The organism is Streptomyces sp. NRRL S-1022 (assembly GCF_000720135.1).
Classification (GTDB): domain Bacteria; phylum Actinomycetota; class Actinomycetes; order Streptomycetales; family Streptomycetaceae; genus Streptomyces.
This window is the reverse complement of the sequence record NZ_JOIU01000007.1, coordinates 151484-170592: the sequence shown is the minus strand read 5'-3', so window position 1 is coordinate 170592 and position 19109 is coordinate 151484. Positions and strand designations below refer to the sequence as shown.

The window sequence follows — 19109 nt, the reverse complement described above, 5'->3', positions numbered from 1 at the left end:
GGCGCGTTCCCCGCAGGACGGCGGGACCGCCCGAGCCCTCAGGCGCTCACCGTCTCCCCCGGCAGCGAGAGATCCAGATCGACAGCCCGCTCCACACCGGAATGCGTCACCGAGGAAGCCAGTGGCCCGTGGCCGGAGGCCTTCGCGGCCAGCACGTACGCCCCCTCACCCGGCACCGCCAGCACATAGCTGCCGTCCGCCGCGGAGAGGGTCGCGCCGGCCTGCCGCCCCCGGCGGTCGATCAGGGTGACCTTGGCCCGCGCGACGGGCGCGCCGCCGGCGTCCAGGATCCGTCCCCGGAACCCGCGCAGCACCTCCTCGGCCCGCTCCAGGCCGGCCTCCTCCTCGCTGCTCGCCCGCAGCTGCGTGTGCTGGACCGGGCGCGCGGCCTTCGGCAGGCACAGCGCGAGCAGCAGGCCCACCGCGACCGCGGCCGTGGCGATCAGGAAGGAGACCCGGAAGCCGTGCATGGTCGGGACGGCGACGCCGCCCACGTCGTTCGCGGTGTTGGCCAGCACCATGCCGATGACGGCGCTGGACACCGACGTGCCGATGGACCGCATCAGGGTGTTCAGGCCGTTGGCCGCGCCGGTCTCCGAGGCCGGGACCGCGCCGACGATCAGCGCGGGCAGCGAGGAGTAGGCGAGGCCGATGCCCGCGCCGAGCACCACGGAGGTGACGACCGTCTGCCAGGCCGCGTCCATCAGGCCCAGGCCGCCGCCGTAGCCGATCGCGATGATCAGCAGGCCGGTGATCAGGGTGACCCTGGGGCCGTAGCGGGCGGACAGCCGGGCGTAGACCGGTGCGGTGAACATCATCGTCAGGCCCAGCGGGGCCACGCACAGGCCCGCGACGACCATGGACTGCCCGAGGCCGTAGCCGGTGGCGGTGGGCAGCTGGAGCAGCTGGGGCAGGACGAGGGAGACGACGTAGAAGCTGACGCCGACCATGATCGAGGCGAGGTTGGTGAGCAGCACCTCGCGGCGGGCGGTGGTGCGCAGGTCGACCAGAGGGGCCTGGACGCGCAGCTCGAACACGCCCCACAGCAGCAGGACCACGACGGCGCCGGCGAACAGGCCGAGCGTCGTTCCCGACGACCAGCCCCAGTCGCTGCCCTTGGTGATGGGCAGCAGGAGCAGGACCAGGCCGGCGGACAGGCCCAGCGCGCCGAGCAGGTCGAAGGAGCCCTCGGCGCGCATCGGGGACTCCGGTACGGCGAGGAGGGTGAGGACGATGGCGAGCGCGCCGAGGCCGGCGGCGCCGTAGAACAGAGCGTGCCAGTCCGTGTGCTGGGCGACCAGGGCCGCGGCGGGCAGCGCGAGGCCGCCGCCGACGCCGATCGAGGAGCTCATCAGGGCCATGGCCGAGCCGAGCCTCTCGCGGGGGAGCATGTCGCGCATCAGGCCGATGCCGAGCGGTATCGCGCCCATGGCGAAGCCCTGCAGGGTACGGCCCGCGATCATGACGAGCAGCTGGCTGGTGACCGCGCTGACCAGGGCGCCGGCCACCATCACGGCGAGGCTGAGGATCAGCATGCGGCGCTTGCCGTAGAGGTCGCCGAGCCGGCCCATGATCGGGGTGGCGACGGCGCCGGACAGCAGGGTCGAGGTGAGCACCCAGGTGGCGTTGCTGGGGGCGGTGTCCAGCAGCTGCGGCAGGTCCTTGATGACCGGTACGAGCAGGGTCTGCATCACCGCGACCACGATGCCCGCGAAGGCGAGCACCGGGACGACGGCGCCGCCCGCTCTCCGGGTGGGCTGGTCGGTCGTCGTGTCTGGCATGGGGTGAGGCCTTCCGCGTGGCATAAGTGCCGGGTAAACCTCGTATGCACAGGCAACTATTCCGTTGCTTCGGGCCTCTAACGAATCCTTGACCGTTCCATGGCATTCTGACTCGGTGTCAGGGTCTGGTGTGTTGGTGGAACACGTTCTAGCCTGGCGCGCCATGAAGGCCTATGTCGCCGGGGTCGGAATGACCCGCTTCGAGAAGCCCGAGACCAGGCAGTGGCAGTACTGGGACATGGTGCGCGAGGCGGGCAGTGCCGCACTGGCGGACGCGGGCGTGGCCTACACCGACGTGGAACAGGTTCCCGTCGGCTACTGCTTCCAGCCCTCGACCGCCGGCCAGCGCGCCGCCTACGAACTCGGCCTGACCGGCGTCCCCGTCTACAACGTCAACAACAACTGCGCGACCGGCGCGACCTCGCTCATGCTGGCCCGGCAGCTGGTCGAGGGCGGCGCGGCCGACTGCGCCCTGGCCCTCGGCTTCGAACGGATGAAGAAGGGGGCGCTCGGGGCGGGGACCGGCGGCGGCGACTTCGCGGCGTCCCCGGTGGCCCGGCACTACGGCGTCATGGCCGCCCGGCACGGCTTCGCGGCGAGCCCGCCGACCGCGCAGATCTTCGGCGCCGCGGCCCGCGAGCACAGGGAGCGGTACGGCACCACCGAGGCGCAGCTCGCCGCCGTCGCCGCCAAGAACCACCGCCACTCGGCGCACAACCCCTACGCCCAGTTCCGGGACGTGTACGAGGTGGACGACGTCCTCGCCTCCCGTACGGTCCACCGGCCGCTCACCAAGCTCCAGTGCTCGCCCACCTCGGACGGCGCGGCGGCGGCCGTGGTGGTGTCGGAGCGGTTCGCCGAGCAGCGCTCCCTGACCGGCCTGGTGGAGATCGTCGCGCAGGCCATGACCACGGACACCGAGGAGTCCTTCGCCTCCGGGTCCTGCATCGACGCCGTCGGGCAGCCGATGTCCCGGGCGGCGGCCCGGCAGGTCTACGACCGCTGTGGGCTCGGCATCGAGGACGTCGACGTGATCGAGCTGCACGACTGCTTCTCCGTCAACGAACTGCTGACGTACGAGGCGCTCGGCATGTGCGCGCCGGGGGAGTCGGGCGGCCTGGTGGAGTCGGGTGCGACGACCTACGGCGGGCGGTGGGTGGTGAACCCGTCCGGCGGGCTGATCTCCAAGGGCCATCCGCTGGGCGCGACCGGTCTGGCGCAGGCGGCCGAGCTGGTGTGGCAGCTGCGGGGCGAGGCGGGCGCACGGCAGGTGCCGGGGGCGCGGGTCGGGCTCGCGCACAACATCGGGCTGGGCGGTGCGGCGGTGGTGACGGTGCTGCGGGCGGTGGAGGCGTAGCGGCCACGGGGCGTCGGCCGGGGAAAGTCATCGCGTTCCGCGGACCTCTGGTTCGTGTGCGTCGCCGCGGACGTGACGAAGTGACCGGGGACGCGACAGGCACCGCTCACAGCCAGCCCTGCTGCCGGGCCTCCCGTACCGCCTCCGCCCGGTTGCGGGTGCCGGTCTTGCCGATCGCGGAGGAGAGGTAGTTGCGGACGGTGGACTCGGACAGGTGCAGCTTGCCGGCGATGTCGGCGACGGTCGCCCCGTCCACCGACGCCTGGAGCACCTCGCACTCGCGGGCCGTCAGCGGATTCGGCCCGGCGCCGAGCGCGGCGGCGGCCAGCGCCGGATCGACCACGGTCTCCCCGGTGAGCACCCGCCGGATCGCCGCGGCCAGTTCCTCCACCGGCCCGTCCTTGACGAGGAATCCGGCCGCACCGGCCTCCATGGCCCGGCGCAGATAGCCCGGCCGGCCGAAGGTGGTGAGGATCAGCACCCGGCAGTCGGGCGCCTGGTCCCGCAGCTCGGCCGCCGCGTCCAGCCCGCTCCTGCCCGGCAGTTCGATGTCCAGCAGGGCCACGTCAGGCCGGTGCGTGAGCACGGCGTCCACGATGCCGTCCCCCGCCCCCAGCTGGGCCACGACCTCGATGTCCTCCTCCATGCCGAGCAGCAGGGCGAGAGCGCCACGCAGCATGCCCTGGTCCTCGGCGAGCAGCACCCGGATGCACTTGGCGGGCCGACGGTCCCGGGGCAGCTCGTTCATGGAGCCAGATTACGGCGGAGCGGGGGTGAACGGGGGCGGGCCGGCGAAGGGTTGCCGCCCCGGCACGCCAGGGCACCGGCGTCCGGCCGGGCCGTCGCGGGTCCGGTGGAAATCGGCTGTCCGCGGGGCGGGGAAGGGCGGAGACTCGTCCCATGACCGACATGAGGGCGTTCCGGGAGGCGGTCACCGCGTGGGCGGCCGGAGGCGCCGAGGGCCCCGCGCGGGAGCTGGCGGCGCGGCTGTCCGTCCGGACGGCCGTCCTGCTGGAAGGGCCGAGCGACGCCGCGGCGGTCGGCGCGCTGGCCGCGCGCCGCGGCCGGGACCTGGCGGCCGAGGGGGTCTGCGTCCTGTCGATGGGCGGGGCGATGAACGTCGGGCGCTTCGCCCGCCTCCTCGGGCCCACCGGGCTGGACCTGCGCCTCACGGGGCTGTGCGACGAGCGTGAGCGCGGCTATTACGCCCGCGGCTGGGAACGGGCCGGCGCGGCACGGCACGGGTTCTTCGTCTGCGCGGCCGACCTGGAGGACGAGCTGATCCGGGCGCTGGGCGTGACCCGGGTGGCGCAACTGGTCCGGGCGGAGGGCGACCTGCGCGCCCTGGAGACCTTCCTGCGCCAGCCCGCGCAGCAGGGCCGCAGTCCCCAGCAGCAGGTGCGGCGCTTCCTCGGCACCAAGAAGGGCCGCAAGATCCACTACGGCCGGGTGCTGGTCGAGGCGCTCGACCCCGACCGCGTCCCGGCCCCGCTCGACGGCCTGCTCGACGGGCTGCTCGCCGGTTCGTGAAAGCCCGGCGGTGAGGGCCCGGCGGTGAAGGCCCGGCCGTAAAGAATCGGCATGGTCCGGTGCGGCGGGGGTTGACGGCTCCGGGAGGCACCCAAACAATCGCCTCTGCCTTCGCAGGAATCCCGGGAATCTCGCCACGTGAACAGGTTCGGTATATCGGCCGAACAACGTCCGATATCTCGAACGTCTTGAACGCCCCCTTCGATGAACCCGAGGTGCACCGTACCGATGAGAACCCCCCGCGCTCTCCTCTGTCTCCTGGCCGTCTGCGCCACCCTCACCGCGCTGCTCCTCGGCACCGGCGCGCCCCCGGCAGCCGCCGCGAGTTCGCTGCCCTGCGACCTCTACGGCGCCGCCGGCACCCCCTGCGTCGCCGCGCACAGCCTGGCCCGGGCGCTGTACGGGTCGTACAACGGGCCGCTGTACCAGGTGCGGCGGGCCTCGGACGGGGCGAAGAGGAACATCGGTCTGCTGACCGCCGGCGGGTACGCCGACGCCGCCGCCCAGGACTCCTTTTGCTCCGGCACGACCTGCATCGTCACCGAGATCTACGACCAGTCCCCGCGCCACAACGACCTCACCGTCGAGGGCGCGGGCGGGGCCGGGGCCGCCGATGTGGGGGCGCCCGCGGACGCCCTGCCGGTGACCGCCGGCGGCCATCAGGTCTACGGCCTGGAGATCTCCGCCGGCATGGGCTACCGGGACAACTCCACCTCGGGCGTGGCCGTGAACGGACAGGCCGAGGGGATGTACATGGTCACCTCGGGCACGCACGTCAACAACCGCTGCTGCTTCGACTACGGCAACGCCGAGACCAACAACCTGGACACCGGCAACGGCCACATGGACGCCATCAACTTCGGCACCGAGTGCTGGTTCTCGCCCTGCTCCGGGCAGGGCCCGTGGGTGCAGGCCGACCTGGAGAACGGGCTGTTCCAGTCCGACGCCGGCTACAGCAGGAACACCTCCGACACCGGCACCGGACCGCTGCCGTTCGTGACCGCGCTGCTCAAGAACAACGGTCAGAACCACTTCGCGCTGAAACGCGGCAACGCCCAGTCCGGCGGGCTGACCACCACCTATTCCGGGGGTGAGCCGACCGCGGGCGGCTACTCGCCGATGCATCAGGAAGGCGCGATCGTCCTCGGCACCGGCGGCGACAACAGCAACGGCTCCATCGGCTCCTTCTTCGAGGGCGTGATGACCTCCGGCATCCCGACCGACGCCGCCGACGACGCCGTCCAGGCCGACATCGTCTCCGTCGGCTACGGCGGCCCGACCGGCAGCACCGGCACGCTCGGCCCTGCCTCGGAGATCTCCCTGCGCGCCACGACCTCCTGCTGCACCAGCGACTACGTCCGCCACCAGAACGACGCGGCCCTCATCTCGCCGGTGTCGTCCGGCAGTTCGTCCGTCGACAAGGGTGACGCCACCTGGATCGTCCGCCGGGGTCTGGCCGACGGCTCCTGCGTCTCCTTCGAGTCGCGGAACTACCCCGGTGACTTCCTGCGCCACTTCAACTACCGGGTCTACCGGCAGCCCATGGACGGCACCGCCCAGTTCCGGGCCGACGCCACCTTCTGCCCGCAGACCGGCAAGAGCGGCGCCGGTACCTCGTTCGCCTCGTACAACTACCCGACGAGGTACCTGCGCCACTACGACCACAACCTCTACATAGCGAGCAACGGCGGATCCAACGCCTTCGACAGCGCCACGTCCTGGGCGAACGACGTCAGCTGGGCGGTCGGTGCGCCCTGGGCGCCGTAACCGCGGCCGGCACCGCCTCCGCACCGCCGGCCGGGAGGTCGGCGGTGACCGCGAAGCCGCCGCGCGGCGCCGGGCCGGCCGTGAGGGAACCGCCCGCCGCCGCGAGGCGCTCGGTCAGCCCCTTCAGCCCGGTACCGCCGACACCCCCGCTCGTGCCGGTGCCGGTGCCCTCGCCGTCGTCCGTGACCGTCAGCCGCACCCGTTCGGCGGCTCCCTCCACGGTGATCTCGCAGCGGCTCGCGCGGCTGTGCCGGACGACATTGGTGACCGCCTCGCGCACCACCCAGCCGAGCAGCGCCTCGGTCTGCGGGGCGAGCGGTGCCCCGGACTGGCGGACCACCGGCCGCACGCTCGCCGCGGACAGCGCCGACCGGGCCCGGGTCAGCTCGGTGGCCAGGCTGCCCTCGCGGTAGCCGGTCACCGCCTCCCGGATCTCGGTGAGCGCCTGCCGGCCCACCGACTCGATGTCCGAGATCTGCGCCAGCGCCGCGGCCAGATCACGCGGGGCCAGCCGGCGGGCCGCCTCGGACTTCACCACGACCACGGACAGCGTGTGCCCGAGCAGGTCGTGCAGATCCCGGGAGAAACGCAGCCGCTCCTGCTCCACCGCGCGCCGGGCCAACTCCTCGCGGGCGGCCCGCAGTTCCCGCACGGCTTCGGACAGGCTGAGGATCGCGGCCGTCACCATGGCGGAGATGAAGGTGCCGTAGGCCATGGTCGTCGCGTTCGCCCAGTCGTCGCGGACAGCGGAGACGGCCCCCGCGTACACCGCCAGCAGGATGCCGGTGCGGCCCAGCCAGGGCCCGCGCAGGACGGCGCCGGTGGCCAGCCCCAGCAGCGGGAAGAACATCAGCCAGCTGCCGCCGTAGCCGAGGGCGAGGCCGGTGGTGAGCAGTGCGAGCAGGCCCAGCGCCACCCGTGTGCTGACCGACTCCCGCCTGGCCCGGTCGAAGGCGCGGAAGGTGACGTAGACGTACAGCGAGTTGAAGGCCAGCAGGCCCAGGCCGCCGATCCACGGGTTCGCGGTCCGGCCCTGGAGCAGGTTGGAGAAGGAGCCCATGCCCATCAGCAGCCAGGGCAGCAGGGAGAACCCGGTGGGCGGCGGGCCCGGATGGTCCACGGCGGCGGGATCCGCGCCCCGCTTCCGGGCGGCGCGTCGGGCGGCCCTGAACCGCTCCAGGTCGGCCCGCCACCGACGGCGCTCGGTCCGCAGGGCCCGTATGTGGCAGCGTGCTCTCCGCATCCACGTCATGTTCGATGTTTCCCCCGGTCAGATGGTCCCCGCCGACGGCGGTACGACAGCACAGCGTACGAACAACCGCCCCGTCCCCGGCAGACACACATGTACGGACCCGGGCGGGACAAATGTCACAGCCGCCGCCACCGGAGCTGACACGGCGTCAGGAGCCTTCACAACTGTGGAGCGCTGGGCTATACAGAGGGCGCCGGACTGGAACGCGTTCTAGGTCCGCACGTGGACGACCTCGGTGCGGCCGACGGTGCGGACGTCCGCACCGAGGTCTTGAGACCCGTCAGGAGCCCCATGCCCATCGACGCAGCCCAGGCCCTCGCCGCCGAACCCCGCTCCGGTGAGATCGGCTGGACCGCCAAGGACGTCCAGCTCTACCACCTCGGCATCGGCGCGGGCGCCAACCCGGACAAGGACGGTCCCGCCACCGATCCGGACGAGCTGCGCTACACCCTGGAGAGCCGGCTGCACGTCCTGCCGAGCTTCGCCACCGTCGCGGGCGCCGGCTCCCCCGGGGTGATCAGCGGACTGTCCATGCCGGGCGTCGACGTCGACCTGGCCAAGGTCCTGCACGGCGGCCAGAACCTGACCCTGCACCGGCCGATCCCGGTCGCCGGCACCGCCACGGCCGGCAGCCGGATCGCAGCCGTGTACGACAAGGGCAAGGCCGCCGTCCTCGTCCTGCGCACCGAAGTCACCGACGCCGACGGCCCCTTGTGGACGAACGACGCCCAGATCTTCGTACGCGGCGAGGGCGGCTGGGGCGGTGACCGCGGGCCCTCCGCCCGCCCGGAACCGCCCGCCGGCGACCCCGACCGGACCGTCGACCGGCCCGTCCGCCCCGACCAGGCCCTCCTCTACCGGCTCTCCGGCGACTACAACCCCCTGCACGCCGACCCCGAGTTCGCCAAGCTCGCCGGCTTCGACAAGCCGATCCTGCACGGCCTGTGCACCTACGGCATCACCCTCAAGGCGGTCGTGGACACCCTGCTCGGCGGCGACGTGACCCGGGTGCGCGGCTACGCCACCCGGTTCGCCGGGGTCGTGTTCCCGGGGGAGACCCTGCGCGTGCGGATGTGGCGCGAGGAGGGACGGGTGCGGGTCACGGTGGGAGCCGTGGAACGCGGGGACGCTCCGGTGCTCGCCGACACCATCGTTCAGCACTCCTGAGAAGCCTGTGAGGGGAGCCGCACCATGCGCGCAGCCGTACTGCACGAGATCGGCCAGGAAAAGCTGGAGGTCCTCGACGACGTCGAGGCGGTGGGCTTCGGCCCCGGCAAGGTCAGGGTCCGGGTGCGCGCCACCGGGCTGTGCCACTCGGACCTGTCCGCGATGAACGGCGTGCTGCCCCAGCCGGCCCCCTTCGTGCCCGGCCACGAGGGCGCCGGCGAGATCCTCGACGTGGGCGACGGCGTACGGCACCTGAAGCCCGGGGACCGGGTCGTCCTGTGCTGGCTGCCGGCCTGCGGTGCCTGTCCCGCCTGCAAACGCGGGCAGACCCAGCTCTGCCTGGCCGGGTTCATGAACGCGGGCACCCCCAACTTCCGGCGCCCCGGCGGCGACGTGTTCGGCTTCGCGGGCACCGGCACCTTCGCCGAGGAGGTCGTGGTCGACGCCGGCTGCGCCGTGCCGATCCCCGAGGACGTGCCCTTCGACATCGCCGCCCTGATCGGCTGCGGGGTCACCACCGGGCTCGGCGCCGCCCTCAACACCGCCGACGTGGCCGCCGGTTCGTCGGTCGCCGTCATCGGGTGCGGAGGCGTCGGCATCTCCGCCGTCCAGGGGGCCCGGCTGAAGGGCGCCGCCGAGATCGTCGCCGTCGACCCGGTCGCCGCCCGGCGCGAGTCGGCCCTCCGGTTCGGCGCCACCAGGGCCGTCCCGCCGGAGGAGCTGGCCGACGCCAAGCAGCAGGTGACCGGCGGCGAGGGCTTCGACTACGTCTTCGAGGTCGTCGGCAGGTCCGCCACCGCCCGCACCGCCTACGACGCCACCCGGCGCGGCGGCACCCTCGTCGTGGTCGGTGCCGGCGCCATGGACGACGTCCTCCAGCTCAATATGTTCGAGCTGTTCTTCGACGAGAAGCGCATCCTGCCGTCCCTGTACGGCGGCGGCGACGTGCTGCGTTCCTACGAGCGCGCGATCGCCCTGTGGCGGGCCGGCCGCGTCGACCTCGCGGGCCTGATCACCCACCGGGTGCCGCTCGCCGGGATCAACGAGGCGCTGGACCAGATGCGCACCGGGACCGCCCTGCGCACCTGCATCGAGATCTGAGGACGCCGCATGTCACAGCCACTGGCGGGCCTCTCCGCGATCGTCACCGGCGCCGGACGCGGGCTCGGCCGGGCCGAGGCCCTGGAACTCGCCCGGCTCGGCGCGGCGGTCGTCGTCAACGACTACGGGCAGCCCGGACGGGACGGCTCGGGCGCCGCGTCGGCGGGGCCCGCCGAGCAGGTCGCGGCGGAGATCCGGGCGGCCGGCGGCACCGCCGTGCCGCACACCGGGGACGTCTCCGACTTCGCACAGGCACGGGAACTGGTCGAGTCGGCGATCGCCCAGTTCGGCAAGCTGGACATCCTCGTCAACAACGCCGGCATCCTGCGCGACCGCATGGTCTTCTCCATGACGGAGGACGAGTGGGACTCGGTGATCCGCGTCCACCTCAAAGGCCACTTCAACACCACCCGTTTCGCCGCCGCGCACTGGCGGGAGCGGGCCAAGGCGGCCGGGGGACCGGTCTACGGGCGGATCGTGAACACCTCCTCGGAGGCGTTCCTGGCGGGATCCGCCGGGCAGCCCAACTACGCGGCCGCCAAGGGCGGGATCGTCGGCCTCACCACCTCCACCGCCCTCGCCCTCGCCAAGTACGGCGTCACCGCCAACGCCGTCTGCCCGCGCGCCCGGACCCGGATGACCGAGGACGTCTTCGCCGGCCTGCGGAAACCGGACGAGGGCCTCGACCCGCTCGCCCCCGAGCACGTCGCCCCGCTCGTCGGTTACCTGGCCGCACCGGCCGCCGCCGGGGTCAACGGCCAGCTGCTCGTCGTGCACGGCGGCATGGTGGCCGTGGTGGAACGGCCGCGGGTGCGCGCCCGCTTCGACAGCGCGCAGGAAACCTTCACCTACGACGAACTCGACGCGCTGCTCACCCCGCACTACGCGGACCGGCCGCCGGGGGAGACCTTCGCGGCGACGGAGGTGCTGGGGCTCAGGCGGGGGTAGCGCCCGGGGGCCCGGGCGGCGGTCGTGCCCGGGGAGCCGGATGCGGGCAGTGCTCAGGGGCTCGGGCGGCGGTCGTGCTCGGGGAGCCGGATGCTGATGGCGTCCAGGGACCCGGGCGGGGGAGCACGGCGTTCGGGCGGGGGAACGGCGAAGGGGGCGCCCGTCGAGCGGACGCCCCCTCTTCCTCACTGCCGTCAGGCAGCCGCCTCGACCGTCTCCTGGACCGGCTTGCGGTGCCGGCCGTGCGGAGCCGTGTCGCTCTCCTGGGCCGCGACCGGGCCGCGGTGCCGGCCGTGGCCGGCGGTCTCGGAGCCGGCAGACAGCTGCTCAGTCGTGCTGGTGTCGCTCATCGGACGTATTCACCCCGTCAACCATGATCTTTCGTACAGCCGAGCGAGTGTAACCGGCACACCACGGGCCGAATCCAGGCGCACACGCCGACCGGCACTAGTTCGTTACAAGACGTCCCAGAGGTGCCTGCTGCAACGGCACGGGACGGGTCACCGGCCGTACCGCGGGCTCCGGTTGGGCCACCGGCGGGACCGGCCCGGGCACCGGCTCGGCACCGCTTTCCCGGCCGGGATCCGCCGGCGCCGCCAGGTCCGCCACACCGCACGGCGTCTCCCGCGTCGCGTACGGCAGCCGCAGCAGCCCCTCCCGCGTCCACACCCCGGCCCCCGCCAGCCAGCCCTCGGGCGCCGGAAGGTGCCGGACCCGGCGCTCGGCCGGCCGCCAGGTGCCCACCCAGGTGCCGAAGGCGCCGTCGAACCGCAGGCCCACCGCGCAGTCCTCCGGCATCAGCACCTGCCCCGGCTGGATCGCGAACGGCGTCACCACGCAGTCCGGCACCCGCAGGCACTCCGGGAACCGCACCGGCAGGGTGCTGCCGAGCACGCCCCAGCCCAATCGTTCCTGCCCCGGCGAGGGCGCGTCGGAGGAGATCAGCAGCAGGCCGCTGTCCTGGTCGGCGAGCAGCAACCGGTCGTCGCTGCCCTCCGCGATCTGCAACAGCGGCGAGACCTCCGCGCGCTCCAGGTCGAGCACCACCGTCTTGGTGTGCCCGCCCAGCTCCCGGTCGAGCGCCAGCAGCCGCCCGGCGCCGTCCAGCCAGACCCCGCCCGAGCAGCGTCCCGGCACCTCGGCGAGCCGCTCGGGGCCGAACGCCCCGCCCGCCACCAGCCACACCGAGCTGGAGCGCGGCCCGACGGCGAGGGCGTACGCCCGCACGCCCCCCGGCGCCGGCGGCAGCAGGGTGAGCCGGGTGCCGGGCTCGGGGCACTCCACCGCGCCCAGCGGCAGCTCACCGGTGCCGGGACCGGTCGGGTACAGCAGCGCGAAGACGTGCCGCGGCTGCACCGGACGGTGGATCAGCACCCGCCCGTCGCCTATCGGCTGCACCTCGGTGCCGGGCGGCTCCGGCTGGTCGCCGGGCAGCGGTACCGCGTACGGCTCCGGGCCGTCCAGGGTCCAGCGCTCCGGGTACCAGGAGTCACCGTCCCGCGCGAGCCGGGCGGCGTACGCACCGTCCGCCGTGATCGCGCACCCCGCTCCCGGCACGCCGTCGGCCCCGCCCGTGGACGGTGGTTCGATAGCACAGGCCGTCATCGTTCGGTCACCTCCGGCGACGAAGCTAGTTTTCGCACGCACAGGCGGGGCTCCCCCTGTCCCACGCTTCACACATACGGGTGGCGCAGAAGCGATTCACCTGAGGAAACCGGGGCGTCTGTGCTGACCGGGGACAGACCGGACGCATGCGGTACGGCCCCGCCGGGCAGCCAGGTAGCCTTGGGCCGTGCCCCGTCTGTCTGAAGTCATCGCCGCGCTGGAGAACCTGTGGCCCGCCGAGCGGGCCGAGTCCTGGGACGCGGTCGGCACGGTGGTGGGCGACCCCGAGCAGGAGGTCACCCGGGTCCTGTTCGCCGTCGACCCGGTCCAGGAGATCGTCGACGAGGCCCTGAAGCTCGGCGCCGACCTGCTCGTCACCCACCACCCGCTCTACCTCCGCGGGACGACCACGGTCGCGGCCACGCACTTCAAGGGCCGGGTCGTGCACACCCTCATCAAGAACGACATCGCGCTGCACGTCGCCCACACCAACGCCGACACCGCCGACCCGGGGGTCTCCGACGCCCTCGCCGGAGCCCTCGACCTCCGCGTCGTACGGCCCCTCGTGCCGGACCCCACCGACCCGCACGGGTGCCGGGGCCTCGGCCGCGTGTGCGAACTCGACCACCCCCTCACCGTCCGCGAACTCGCCGCCCGCGCCGCCGAGCGGCTGCCCGCCACCGCGCAGGGCATCCGGGTGGCCGGCGACCCCGACGCCGTCGTCCGTACGGTCGCCGTCAGCGGCGGCTCCGGCGACGGCCTCTTCGACCAGGTCCGCGCGGCCGGCGTCGACGCCTTCCTCACCGCCGACCTGCGCCACCACCCCGCATCCGAGGCGGTGGCCCACAGCCCCCTCGCGCTGCTCGACGCGGCGCACTGGGCCACCGAGTGGCCCTGGTGCGAGCTGGCCGCGAGCCAGCTCGACGAGATCTCCGACCGCCACGGCTGGGGCCTGCGCGTCCACGTCTCCAAGACGGTCACCGACCCCTGGACCGCCCACGCGGCGTCCACCACCCCCTCTAGCTAACAGGAGCCCCCAACTGAACGCCGCGCCCGCCGACCAGATCCGTCTCCTCGACGTCCAGGCCCTCGACGTCCGCCTGCAGCAGCTCGCGCACAAGCGGAGGTCCCTGCCCGAGCACGCCGAGATCGAGTCGCTGACCAAGGACCTCACACAGCTGCGCGACCTGCTCGTGGCCGCGCAGACCGAGGAGAGCGACTGCGCCCGCGAGCAGACCAAGGCCGAGCAGGACGTCGACCAGGTGCGCCAGCGCGCCGTCCGTGACCAGCAGCGCCTGGACTCCGGCGCGGTCACCTCGCCCAAGGACCTGTCCAACCTCCAGCACGAGATCGCCTCCCTCGCCAAGCGGCAGGGCGATCTGGAGGACGTCGTCCTGGAGGTCATGGAGCGCCGCGAGGCCGCGCAGGAGCGGGTGAACGAGCTGACCGGGCGGGTCGCCTCCGTGCAGTCGAAGATCGACGACGCGACCGGCCGCCGGGCCGCGGCGTTCGAGGAGATCGACGGCGAGGTGGCCTCGGTGACGAAGGAGCGCGAGGTCGTCGCCGCGTCCGTCCCCGCCGACCTGCTCAAGCTGTACGAAAAGCTGCGCACGCAGCAGGGCGGCATCGGCGCGGCCAAGCTGTACGCGCGCACCTGCCAGGGCTGCCGGCAGGAGCTGGCCATCACCGAGCTGAACGAGATCCGCTCGGCGGCGCCGGACACGGTCGTCCGCTGCGAGAACTGCCGCCGCATCCTGGTGCGTACGGCGGAGTCGGGTCTATAGGCAAGGAGTGGGGCCGGTGCGGGAGTTCATCGTCGAGGCCGACGGCGGCTCGCGGGGCAACCCCGGGCCCGCGGGCTACGGGGCCGTGGTCTGCGACGCGGCGACGGGGCAGACCCTGGCGGAGGCGGCCGAGTACCTCGGCGTCGCCACGAACAACGTCGCCGAGTACCGCGGCCTCCTGGCCGGCCTCCGCTCCGCCCACGCCCTCGACCCCACCGCGCGGGTCCACGTCCGCATGGACTCCAAGCTCGTCGTCGAGCAGATGTCGGGCCGCTGGAAGATCAAGCACCCCGACATGAAGCCCCTGGCCACGGAGGCGAGGTCGGTCTTCCCGCCGGACCAGGTCAGCTACGAGTGGATCCCGCGCGAGCGGAACAAGCACGCGGACCGCCTGGCGAACGAGGCGATGGACGCGGGCGCGAAGGGCCGGCAGTGGTCCCCGTCCGAGTCCAGGGCGGCCTTGGACACCCCGCCCGCCGCCCCCGCGCCGTCGGGGCCGCCCGGGGACGCGGCGGCGGGAGCGGCGAAGGCCCGCGCGGCGCTCGCGGAGGGCCGGACCGGCGGTCCGGTGCGGCCGGTGGCGGCTGCGGCCGAGGACGACGCCGAAGCGGAAGCGGTACGCGAGACGGATACCACCGCCCCGGCACCCACCGGCGAGCCGCGCGTGGCCAGTGCCTCCGGTGAGCCGCGCCTGACCGGTACCTCCGGCGAGCAGCGCGTGGCCAACGCTCCTGACGAGCAGCGCGGAACCGGTACGCCCGGCCAGCAGCGCCTGCCCAGTGCCTCCGGCTCCGGCGAGCAGCGCGTGACCAACGCCCCTGGCGAGCCGCGCGGGACCGGTACCTCCGGCGAGCCGCGCCTGCCCATCGCCCCCGGTGAGCCGCGCCTGCCGAGCACCCCCGGTGAGCAGCGTGTGGTCAGTACCCCGGGCTGGAGCTCCGCCCCCGATCTCGGTGCGCCCGCCACCCTCGTCCTGCTCCGGCACGGCGAGACCCCCCTCACCCCCCAGAAGCGCTTCTCCGGCAGCGGTGGCAGCGATCCCGGCCTCTCCGCCGCCGGCCGCGAGCAGGCGCACCGCGTCGCCGAGGCACTCGCCAGGCGCGGCACGATCCAGGCGGTCGTGGCCTCCCCCCTCGCCCGTACCCGCGAGACCGCCGGCATCGTCGCGGCCCGGCTGAACCTGGACGTCACGATCGAGGACGGTCTGCGCGAGACGGACTTCGGCGCGTGGGAGGGCCTGACCTTCGGCGAGGTCCGCGAGCGTCACCAGGACGACCTGAACGCCTGGCTCGCCGACCCGGAGGCGCACCCCACGGGCGGCGGCGAGAGCTTCGCCGAGACGGCCACCCGGATCGCCGCCACCCGGGACAAGCTGGTCGCGGCCCACGCGGGCCGCACGGTCCTGCTGGTCACGCACGTCACCCCGATCAAGACCCTGATCCGGCTCGCCCTGGGCGCCCCGCCCGAGTCGCTGTTCCGGATGGAGCTCTCGGCGGCCTCCCTGTCGGCGGTGGCGTACTACGCGGACGGCAACGCGAGCGTACGGCTCTTCAACGACACCTCCCACCTGCGTCCCTGAGCCCGGCCGCGGCCCGCGCCAGCCGCTCGACCCGGTCCCAGTCCCCGGCGGCCACCGCCTCCGCCGGGATCATCCAACTCCCGCCCACGCAGCCGACGTTGGACAGGGCCAGGTACTCCGGCGCGGTCTGCGGGCCGATCCCGCCGGTGGGGCAGAACCGGGCCTGCGGCAACGGCCCCGCGAGCGACCTCAGGTACGCCGTACCGCCCGCCGCCTGCGCCGGGAAGAACTTCATCTCCCGCACCCCGCGCTCCAGCAGCGCGACCACCTCCGAGGCGGTCGACACCCCGGGCAGGAACGGCACCCCGGACCCGCGCATCGCCGCCAGCAGCGCCTCCGTCCAGCCGGGACTGACCAGGAACCGCGCCCCGGCCGCCGTACTCGCGTCCACCTGCTCCGGTGCGATCACCGTGCCCGCCCCGACCACGGCCTCCGGGACCTGCTCGGCGATCGCCCGGATCGCGGCCGGCGCCGCCGGGGTCCGCAGGGTCACCTCGATCGCCGGCAGCCCGCCCGCCACCAGCGCCCGCGCGAGCGGTACGGCGTCGGTGGCGTCGGCGAGCACCACGACCGGCACGACGGGGGCGAGATCCAGGACGGAGGCAGCCGGGGAGGAGGGCAGCGGCGAGGTCATGCCCTCATCGTGCCCAGCGGCTGCATCACCCGCAATGAGCGTTGCACATGCTGCAACGCCCTGCGGTGACCGTGCGTTTAGTGGACCTCCTCCACCAGCACGTCCAGCGCCCACGCCTTGCCCGCCTTCCCGGGCGCCTCCGCCTCCACGGCGTACCCCAGGTCCCGCAGCGCCGCGACCAGCTCGGCGGGCCCCTCCGGCACGGCCCCGGCGGTCAGCAGGCTGCGCACGATCCGGCCCTTCGTCGCCTTGTTGAAGTGGCTGACCACCTTCCGGGTCGGCGCGTGCAGCACCCGCACCGTCGCCGTCCGCCCGGCCACCTCGCCCTTCGGCCGCCAGGCCGCCGCGTACGCCGAGGACCGCAGGTCCAGTACCAGCCCCGCCCCGGCCGCCTCCGGCAGCACCTCGGCCATCGGCGCCCGCCAGTGCCCGGCCAGCGCACCGAGTCCCGGCAGCTTCACGCCCATCGAGCAGCGGTAGGAGGGGATCCTGTCCGTCACCCGCACGGCGCCCCACAGCCCGGAGAACACCAGCAGCGAGTCCGCCGCGCGCCGCCGGGCGGGCGCGTCCAGCGTGGCCAGGCCCAGGGCGTCGTAGAGGACACCGGTGTAGATCTCCCCGGCGGGGCGGGCGCCGGCCGTGCGCAGCCCGGCGTTCTTCGCGACCTCGCCCCGCAGGCCCTCGCTCAGCCCGAGCACCTCGCGGGCCTTCTCCTCGTCACCGGAGCACAGCTCCACCAGCTCCCCGAGCACCGCCTCCCGGGCGGCGGTCAGCCCCGGCAGGGACAGCGACCCGAGCTCCAGCGGGGCGCCCCCGCCCGAATTCGCCTTGCCTTCCGAGGGCGGCAGCAGGACCAGCAACACGTACTCCTCACGTAGACCTCCGCGCCAGGGTACGACGGCATGGAATCGGGGCCGTACGGCGTTGCACCCTGGGCAGGGCGACGCGAAGGAGAAGGACCGATGGGGGAACAGGCACGGTGGACACGGGCCCGGCTGGGCCGCTGCGGGCCCCCGCTCGACCTGCTCACCGCGAGCTTCCGCCGGCACGTCTACGCCCCGCACGCGCACGACGAGTACACCATCGGGGTCTGCGTCGGCGGCTCCGAGGTCATCGACTACCGGGGCGGCCACATCCGCACCGGCCCCGGCCGGATCGTCGTCCTCGAACCCGGCGAGATGCACACCGGCGGCCCCGGCAACACCACCGACGGCTACGCCTACCGGGCCCTGTACGCCGAGCCGTCCCTGCTGGCCGACGGCACCCTCGGCGGCCTGCCGCACTTCCGCGAACCCCTCATCGACGACCCCGCGCTGGCCACGGCCCTGCGCACCGCCCACACGGAGCTGAGCGCCTGCCCCGACGCCCTGCACGCCGAGTCCGTCCTGCCCTGGCTGCTGAGCGCCCTCGCCCGGCGCCACTCCACCGCGCGACCGGCCGCCGACCGCGTCCCCGGCGCCGACGCCATCGCCCGCACGGTCCGCGACCGCCTCGCCGGCGAACTCACCGACCCGCCCTCCCTCGCCCTGCTCGCCACCGACCTCGGCCTTTCCCGCTACCAGCTGCTGCGCGCCTTCCGCACGACGATGGGCATACCCCCCTACGCCTGGCTCGCCCAGCACCGGGTGACCAAGGCGCGGGTCCTGCTGGAGAGCGGCCTGCGGCCCGCCGAGGTGGCCCCCCTCGTCGGCTTCGCCGACCAGGCGCACCTGACCCGCTGGTTCCGCCGGGTGCTCGGGGTGACCCCGGCGGTCTATCGCAACAGCGTTCAAGACAGCCGGAGGCCGTGAGGCCGACACTCGGCCGCATGACTGCACGCGGCTGGTTCCTGTTCTCCCTGATGGGAGTGGTCTGGGGCATCCCCTATCTGATGATCAAGGTGGCGGTGGACGCGGTGTCCCCGCCGGTGGTGGTCTTCACGCGGTGCGCGCTCGGCGCGCTCCTGCTGCTCCCGTTCGCCCTGCGGCAAGGCGGCTTCGGCACCGCGATACGGACCCACTGGCGCCCGCTGCTGGCCTTCGCGGTCCTGGAGATCATGATCCCCTGGTTCACCCTCACCGACGCCGAACGGCACCTGTCCAGCTCGACGGCGGGCCTGCTGATCGCGGGCGTGCCGATCGTCGGCGTGGTCCTGGCCCGGCTCCTCGGCGACACCGAGCACCTCGGCGCCCGCCGCGTGACGGGCCTGGCCCTGGGCCTCGCCGGGGTCGCGGTCCTCACCCTGCCGCACCTCACCGGCGGCGACAGCCGCTCCCTGCTGGAGGTCCTGCTGACGGTCCTGGGCTACGCCACCGCGCCCCTGATTGCGGCCCGCCGTCTCAAGGAGGTCCCGTCCCTCCACCTGACCGCCGCCTGCCTGACCCTGGCCGCCCTGGTCTACGCCCCCGCCGCCGCGCTGACCCGCCCGTCCGCCGTGCCCGCGCCCACCGTGCTGGCCGCGCTGGCCGGACTGGGTGTGATCTGCACGGCGGTGGCCTTCGTCGCGTTCCTGGAGCTGATCAGGGAGGCCGGCCCCACCCGGGCCACGGTGATCACCTACGTCAACCCGGCGGTCGCGGTGGCCGCGGGCGCGCTGTTCCTGCACGAGCCGCTCACCCTGCCGGT

The 19109-nt window shown here is 73.8% G+C and carries 17 protein-coding genes and 1 pseudogene; 11 read left to right on the top strand and 7 right to left on the bottom strand.

All coding sequences use genetic code 11. The annotated features are described in order from the left end of the window. Positions 1-38: 38 nt before the first annotated feature. Positions 39-1781, bottom strand: coding sequence for an MFS transporter (locus tag IG05_RS0109940; RefSeq protein ID WP_030341148.1), 1743 nt, complete (start codon positions 1779-1781; stop codon positions 39-41). Between the two features lie 163 nt (positions 1782-1944). On the opposite strand from IG05_RS0109940, the gene IG05_RS0109935 reads away from it, so the two are divergent. Next, positions 1945-3138: a lipid-transfer protein gene (locus IG05_RS0109935; protein WP_030341146.1), complete on the top strand. Its 1194-nt coding sequence runs from the start codon at positions 1945-1947 to the stop codon at positions 3136-3138. 106 nt (positions 3139-3244) lie between these two features. Here IG05_RS0109935 and IG05_RS0109930 read toward each other — a convergent pair whose 3' ends face one another. Beyond that, complete coding sequence (locus IG05_RS0109930; RefSeq protein ID WP_030341144.1) at positions 3245-3886, bottom strand: response regulator transcription factor; 642 nt, start codon at positions 3884-3886, stop codon at positions 3245-3247. Positions 3887-4038: 152 nt separating this feature from the next. On the opposite strand from IG05_RS0109930, the gene IG05_RS0109925 reads away from it, so the two are divergent. Then, positions 4039-4668 carry a TOPRIM nucleotidyl transferase/hydrolase domain-containing protein gene (locus IG05_RS0109925; RefSeq protein WP_030341142.1) on the top strand — a complete coding sequence of 210 codons (630 nt, stop codon included), beginning with the start codon at positions 4039-4041 and terminating at the stop codon, positions 4666-4668. Positions 4669-4896: 228 nt separating this feature from the next. Next, the gene (locus IG05_RS0109920) at positions 4897-6435 is read left to right on the top strand and encodes an alpha-L-arabinofuranosidase B (RefSeq protein WP_199808282.1); all 1539 of its coding nucleotides are present in this window, start codon (positions 4897-4899) and stop codon (positions 6433-6435) included. Here IG05_RS0109920 and IG05_RS0109915 read toward each other — a convergent pair. After that, positions 6401-7687, bottom strand: coding sequence for a sensor histidine kinase (locus IG05_RS0109915; protein WP_051789693.1), 1287 nt, complete (start codon positions 7685-7687; stop codon positions 6401-6403). The genes IG05_RS0109920 and IG05_RS0109915 overlap by 35 nt on opposite strands. A 291-nt stretch (positions 7688-7978) precedes the next feature. Here IG05_RS0109915 and IG05_RS0109910 point away from each other — a divergent pair, with 291 nt between their 5' ends. The 3 genes from IG05_RS0109910 to IG05_RS0109900 are packed head-to-tail and all read left to right on the top strand — an operon-like array spanning position 7979 to position 10903. Then, the gene (locus IG05_RS0109910) at positions 7979-8854 is read left to right on the top strand and encodes a MaoC/PaaZ C-terminal domain-containing protein (protein ID WP_030341138.1); all 876 of its coding nucleotides are present in this window, start codon (positions 7979-7981) and stop codon (positions 8852-8854) included. A gap of 24 nt (positions 8855-8878) precedes the next feature. Continuing rightward, a complete protein-coding gene (locus tag IG05_RS0109905) occupies positions 8879-9955 on the top strand; it encodes a Zn-dependent alcohol dehydrogenase (protein WP_030341136.1) in 1077 nt (358 codons plus the stop codon). A 9-nt stretch (positions 9956-9964) separates the two neighbouring features. Continuing rightward, a complete protein-coding gene (locus IG05_RS0109900) occupies positions 9965-10903 on the top strand; it encodes a 3-oxoacyl-ACP reductase (protein ID WP_030341134.1) in 939 nt (312 codons plus the stop codon). A 194-nt stretch (positions 10904-11097) separates the two neighbouring features. Here IG05_RS0109900 and IG05_RS48305 read toward each other — a convergent pair whose 3' ends face one another. Next, positions 11098-11253, bottom strand: coding sequence for a hypothetical protein (locus IG05_RS48305; RefSeq protein ID WP_199808281.1), 156 nt, complete (start codon positions 11251-11253; stop codon positions 11098-11100). A gap of 97 nt (positions 11254-11350) precedes the next feature. Further along, the gene (locus tag IG05_RS0109890) at positions 11351-12508 is read right to left on the bottom strand and encodes a hypothetical protein (RefSeq protein WP_030341133.1); all 1158 of its coding nucleotides are present in this window, start codon (positions 12506-12508) and stop codon (positions 11351-11353) included. A 187-nt stretch (positions 12509-12695) separates the two neighbouring features. Between IG05_RS0109890 and IG05_RS0109885 the strand changes: the two genes are divergently transcribed. Genes IG05_RS0109885 through IG05_RS0109870 form a run of 3 tightly spaced genes read left to right on the top strand, consistent with a single transcriptional unit; the run spans position 12696 to position 15871 of the window. Beyond that, entirely contained in the window at positions 12696-13535 is an 840-nt protein-coding gene (locus tag IG05_RS0109885; RefSeq protein WP_030341132.1) for a Nif3-like dinuclear metal center hexameric protein, read from the top strand. A 13-nt stretch (positions 13536-13548) separates the two neighbouring features. Beyond that, positions 13549-14292, top strand: coding sequence for a zinc ribbon domain-containing protein (locus IG05_RS0109875; protein ID WP_078894016.1), 744 nt, complete (start codon positions 13549-13551; stop codon positions 14290-14292). 16 nt (positions 14293-14308) lie between these two features. Continuing rightward, positions 14309-15871 carry a bifunctional RNase H/acid phosphatase gene (locus IG05_RS0109870; RefSeq protein WP_030341130.1) on the top strand — a complete coding sequence of 521 codons (1563 nt, stop codon included), beginning with the start codon at positions 14309-14311 and terminating at the stop codon, positions 15869-15871. Here the strand turns inward: IG05_RS0109870 and eda are convergent. Together eda and yaaA are read right to left on the bottom strand one after the other, a co-directional pair. Further along, a complete protein-coding gene (eda, locus tag IG05_RS0109865; protein WP_030341129.1) occupies positions 15843-16505 on the bottom strand; it encodes a bifunctional 4-hydroxy-2-oxoglutarate aldolase/2-dehydro-3-deoxy-phosphogluconate aldolase in 663 nt (220 codons plus the stop codon). The genes IG05_RS0109870 and eda overlap by 29 nt on opposite strands. A 77-nt stretch (positions 16506-16582) precedes the next feature. Beyond that, the gene (gene yaaA, locus IG05_RS0109860) at positions 16583-17365 is read right to left on the bottom strand and encodes a peroxide stress protein YaaA (protein WP_030341128.1); all 783 of its coding nucleotides are present in this window, start codon (positions 17363-17365) and stop codon (positions 16583-16585) included. A gap of 102 nt (positions 17366-17467) precedes the next feature. Between yaaA and IG05_RS0109855 the strand changes: the two genes are divergently transcribed. Together IG05_RS0109855 and IG05_RS50535 are read left to right on the top strand one after the other, a co-directional pair. Beyond that, positions 17468-18295, top strand: a complete 828-nt coding sequence (locus IG05_RS0109855) for an AraC family transcriptional regulator (RefSeq protein ID WP_030341127.1) — start codon at positions 17468-17470, stop codon at positions 18293-18295. Positions 18296-18312: 17 nt separating this feature from the next. Next, positions 18313-19092 (top strand): annotated as a pseudogene (locus tag IG05_RS50535) (DMT family transporter); the annotation flags it as partial. Between the last annotated feature and the right edge of the window lie 17 nt (positions 19093-19109).

Excerpts from the sequence above, each read along its gene's own strand:
- IG05_RS0109940 (WP_030341148.1), bottom strand. The coding sequence starts at position 1,781 with ATGCCAGACACGACGACCGACCAGCCCACCCGGAGAGCGGGCGGCGCC.
- IG05_RS0109925 (WP_030341142.1), top strand. The coding sequence starts at position 4,039 with ATGACCGACATGAGGGCGTTCCGGGAGGCGGTCACCGCGTGGGCGGCC.
- IG05_RS0109935 (WP_030341146.1), top strand. The coding sequence starts at position 1,945 with ATGAAGGCCTATGTCGCCGGGGTCGGAATGACCCGCTTCGAGAAGCCC.
- IG05_RS0109890 (WP_030341133.1), bottom strand. The coding sequence starts at position 12,508 with ATGACGGCCTGTGCTATCGAACCACCGTCCACGGGCGGGGCCGACGGC.
- IG05_RS0109855 (WP_030341127.1), top strand. The coding sequence starts at position 17,468 with ATGGGGGAACAGGCACGGTGGACACGGGCCCGGCTGGGCCGCTGCGGG.
- IG05_RS0109900 (WP_030341134.1), top strand. The coding sequence starts at position 9,965 with ATGTCACAGCCACTGGCGGGCCTCTCCGCGATCGTCACCGGCGCCGGA.
- IG05_RS0109910 (WP_030341138.1), top strand. The coding sequence starts at position 7,979 with ATGCCCATCGACGCAGCCCAGGCCCTCGCCGCCGAACCCCGCTCCGGT.
- IG05_RS0109915 (WP_051789693.1), bottom strand. The coding sequence starts at position 7,687 with ATGACGTGGATGCGGAGAGCACGCTGCCACATACGGGCCCTGCGGACC.
- IG05_RS48305 (WP_199808281.1), bottom strand. The coding sequence starts at position 11,253 with ATGAGCGACACCAGCACGACTGAGCAGCTGTCTGCCGGCTCCGAGACC.
- IG05_RS0109905 (WP_030341136.1), top strand. The coding sequence starts at position 8,879 with ATGCGCGCAGCCGTACTGCACGAGATCGGCCAGGAAAAGCTGGAGGTC.
- IG05_RS0109930 (WP_030341144.1), bottom strand. The coding sequence starts at position 3,886 with ATGAACGAGCTGCCCCGGGACCGTCGGCCCGCCAAGTGCATCCGGGTG.
- IG05_RS0109920 (WP_199808282.1), top strand. The coding sequence starts at position 4,897 with ATGAGAACCCCCCGCGCTCTCCTCTGTCTCCTGGCCGTCTGCGCCACC.
- eda (WP_030341129.1), bottom strand. The coding sequence starts at position 16,505 with ATGACCTCGCCGCTGCCCTCCTCCCCGGCTGCCTCCGTCCTGGATCTC.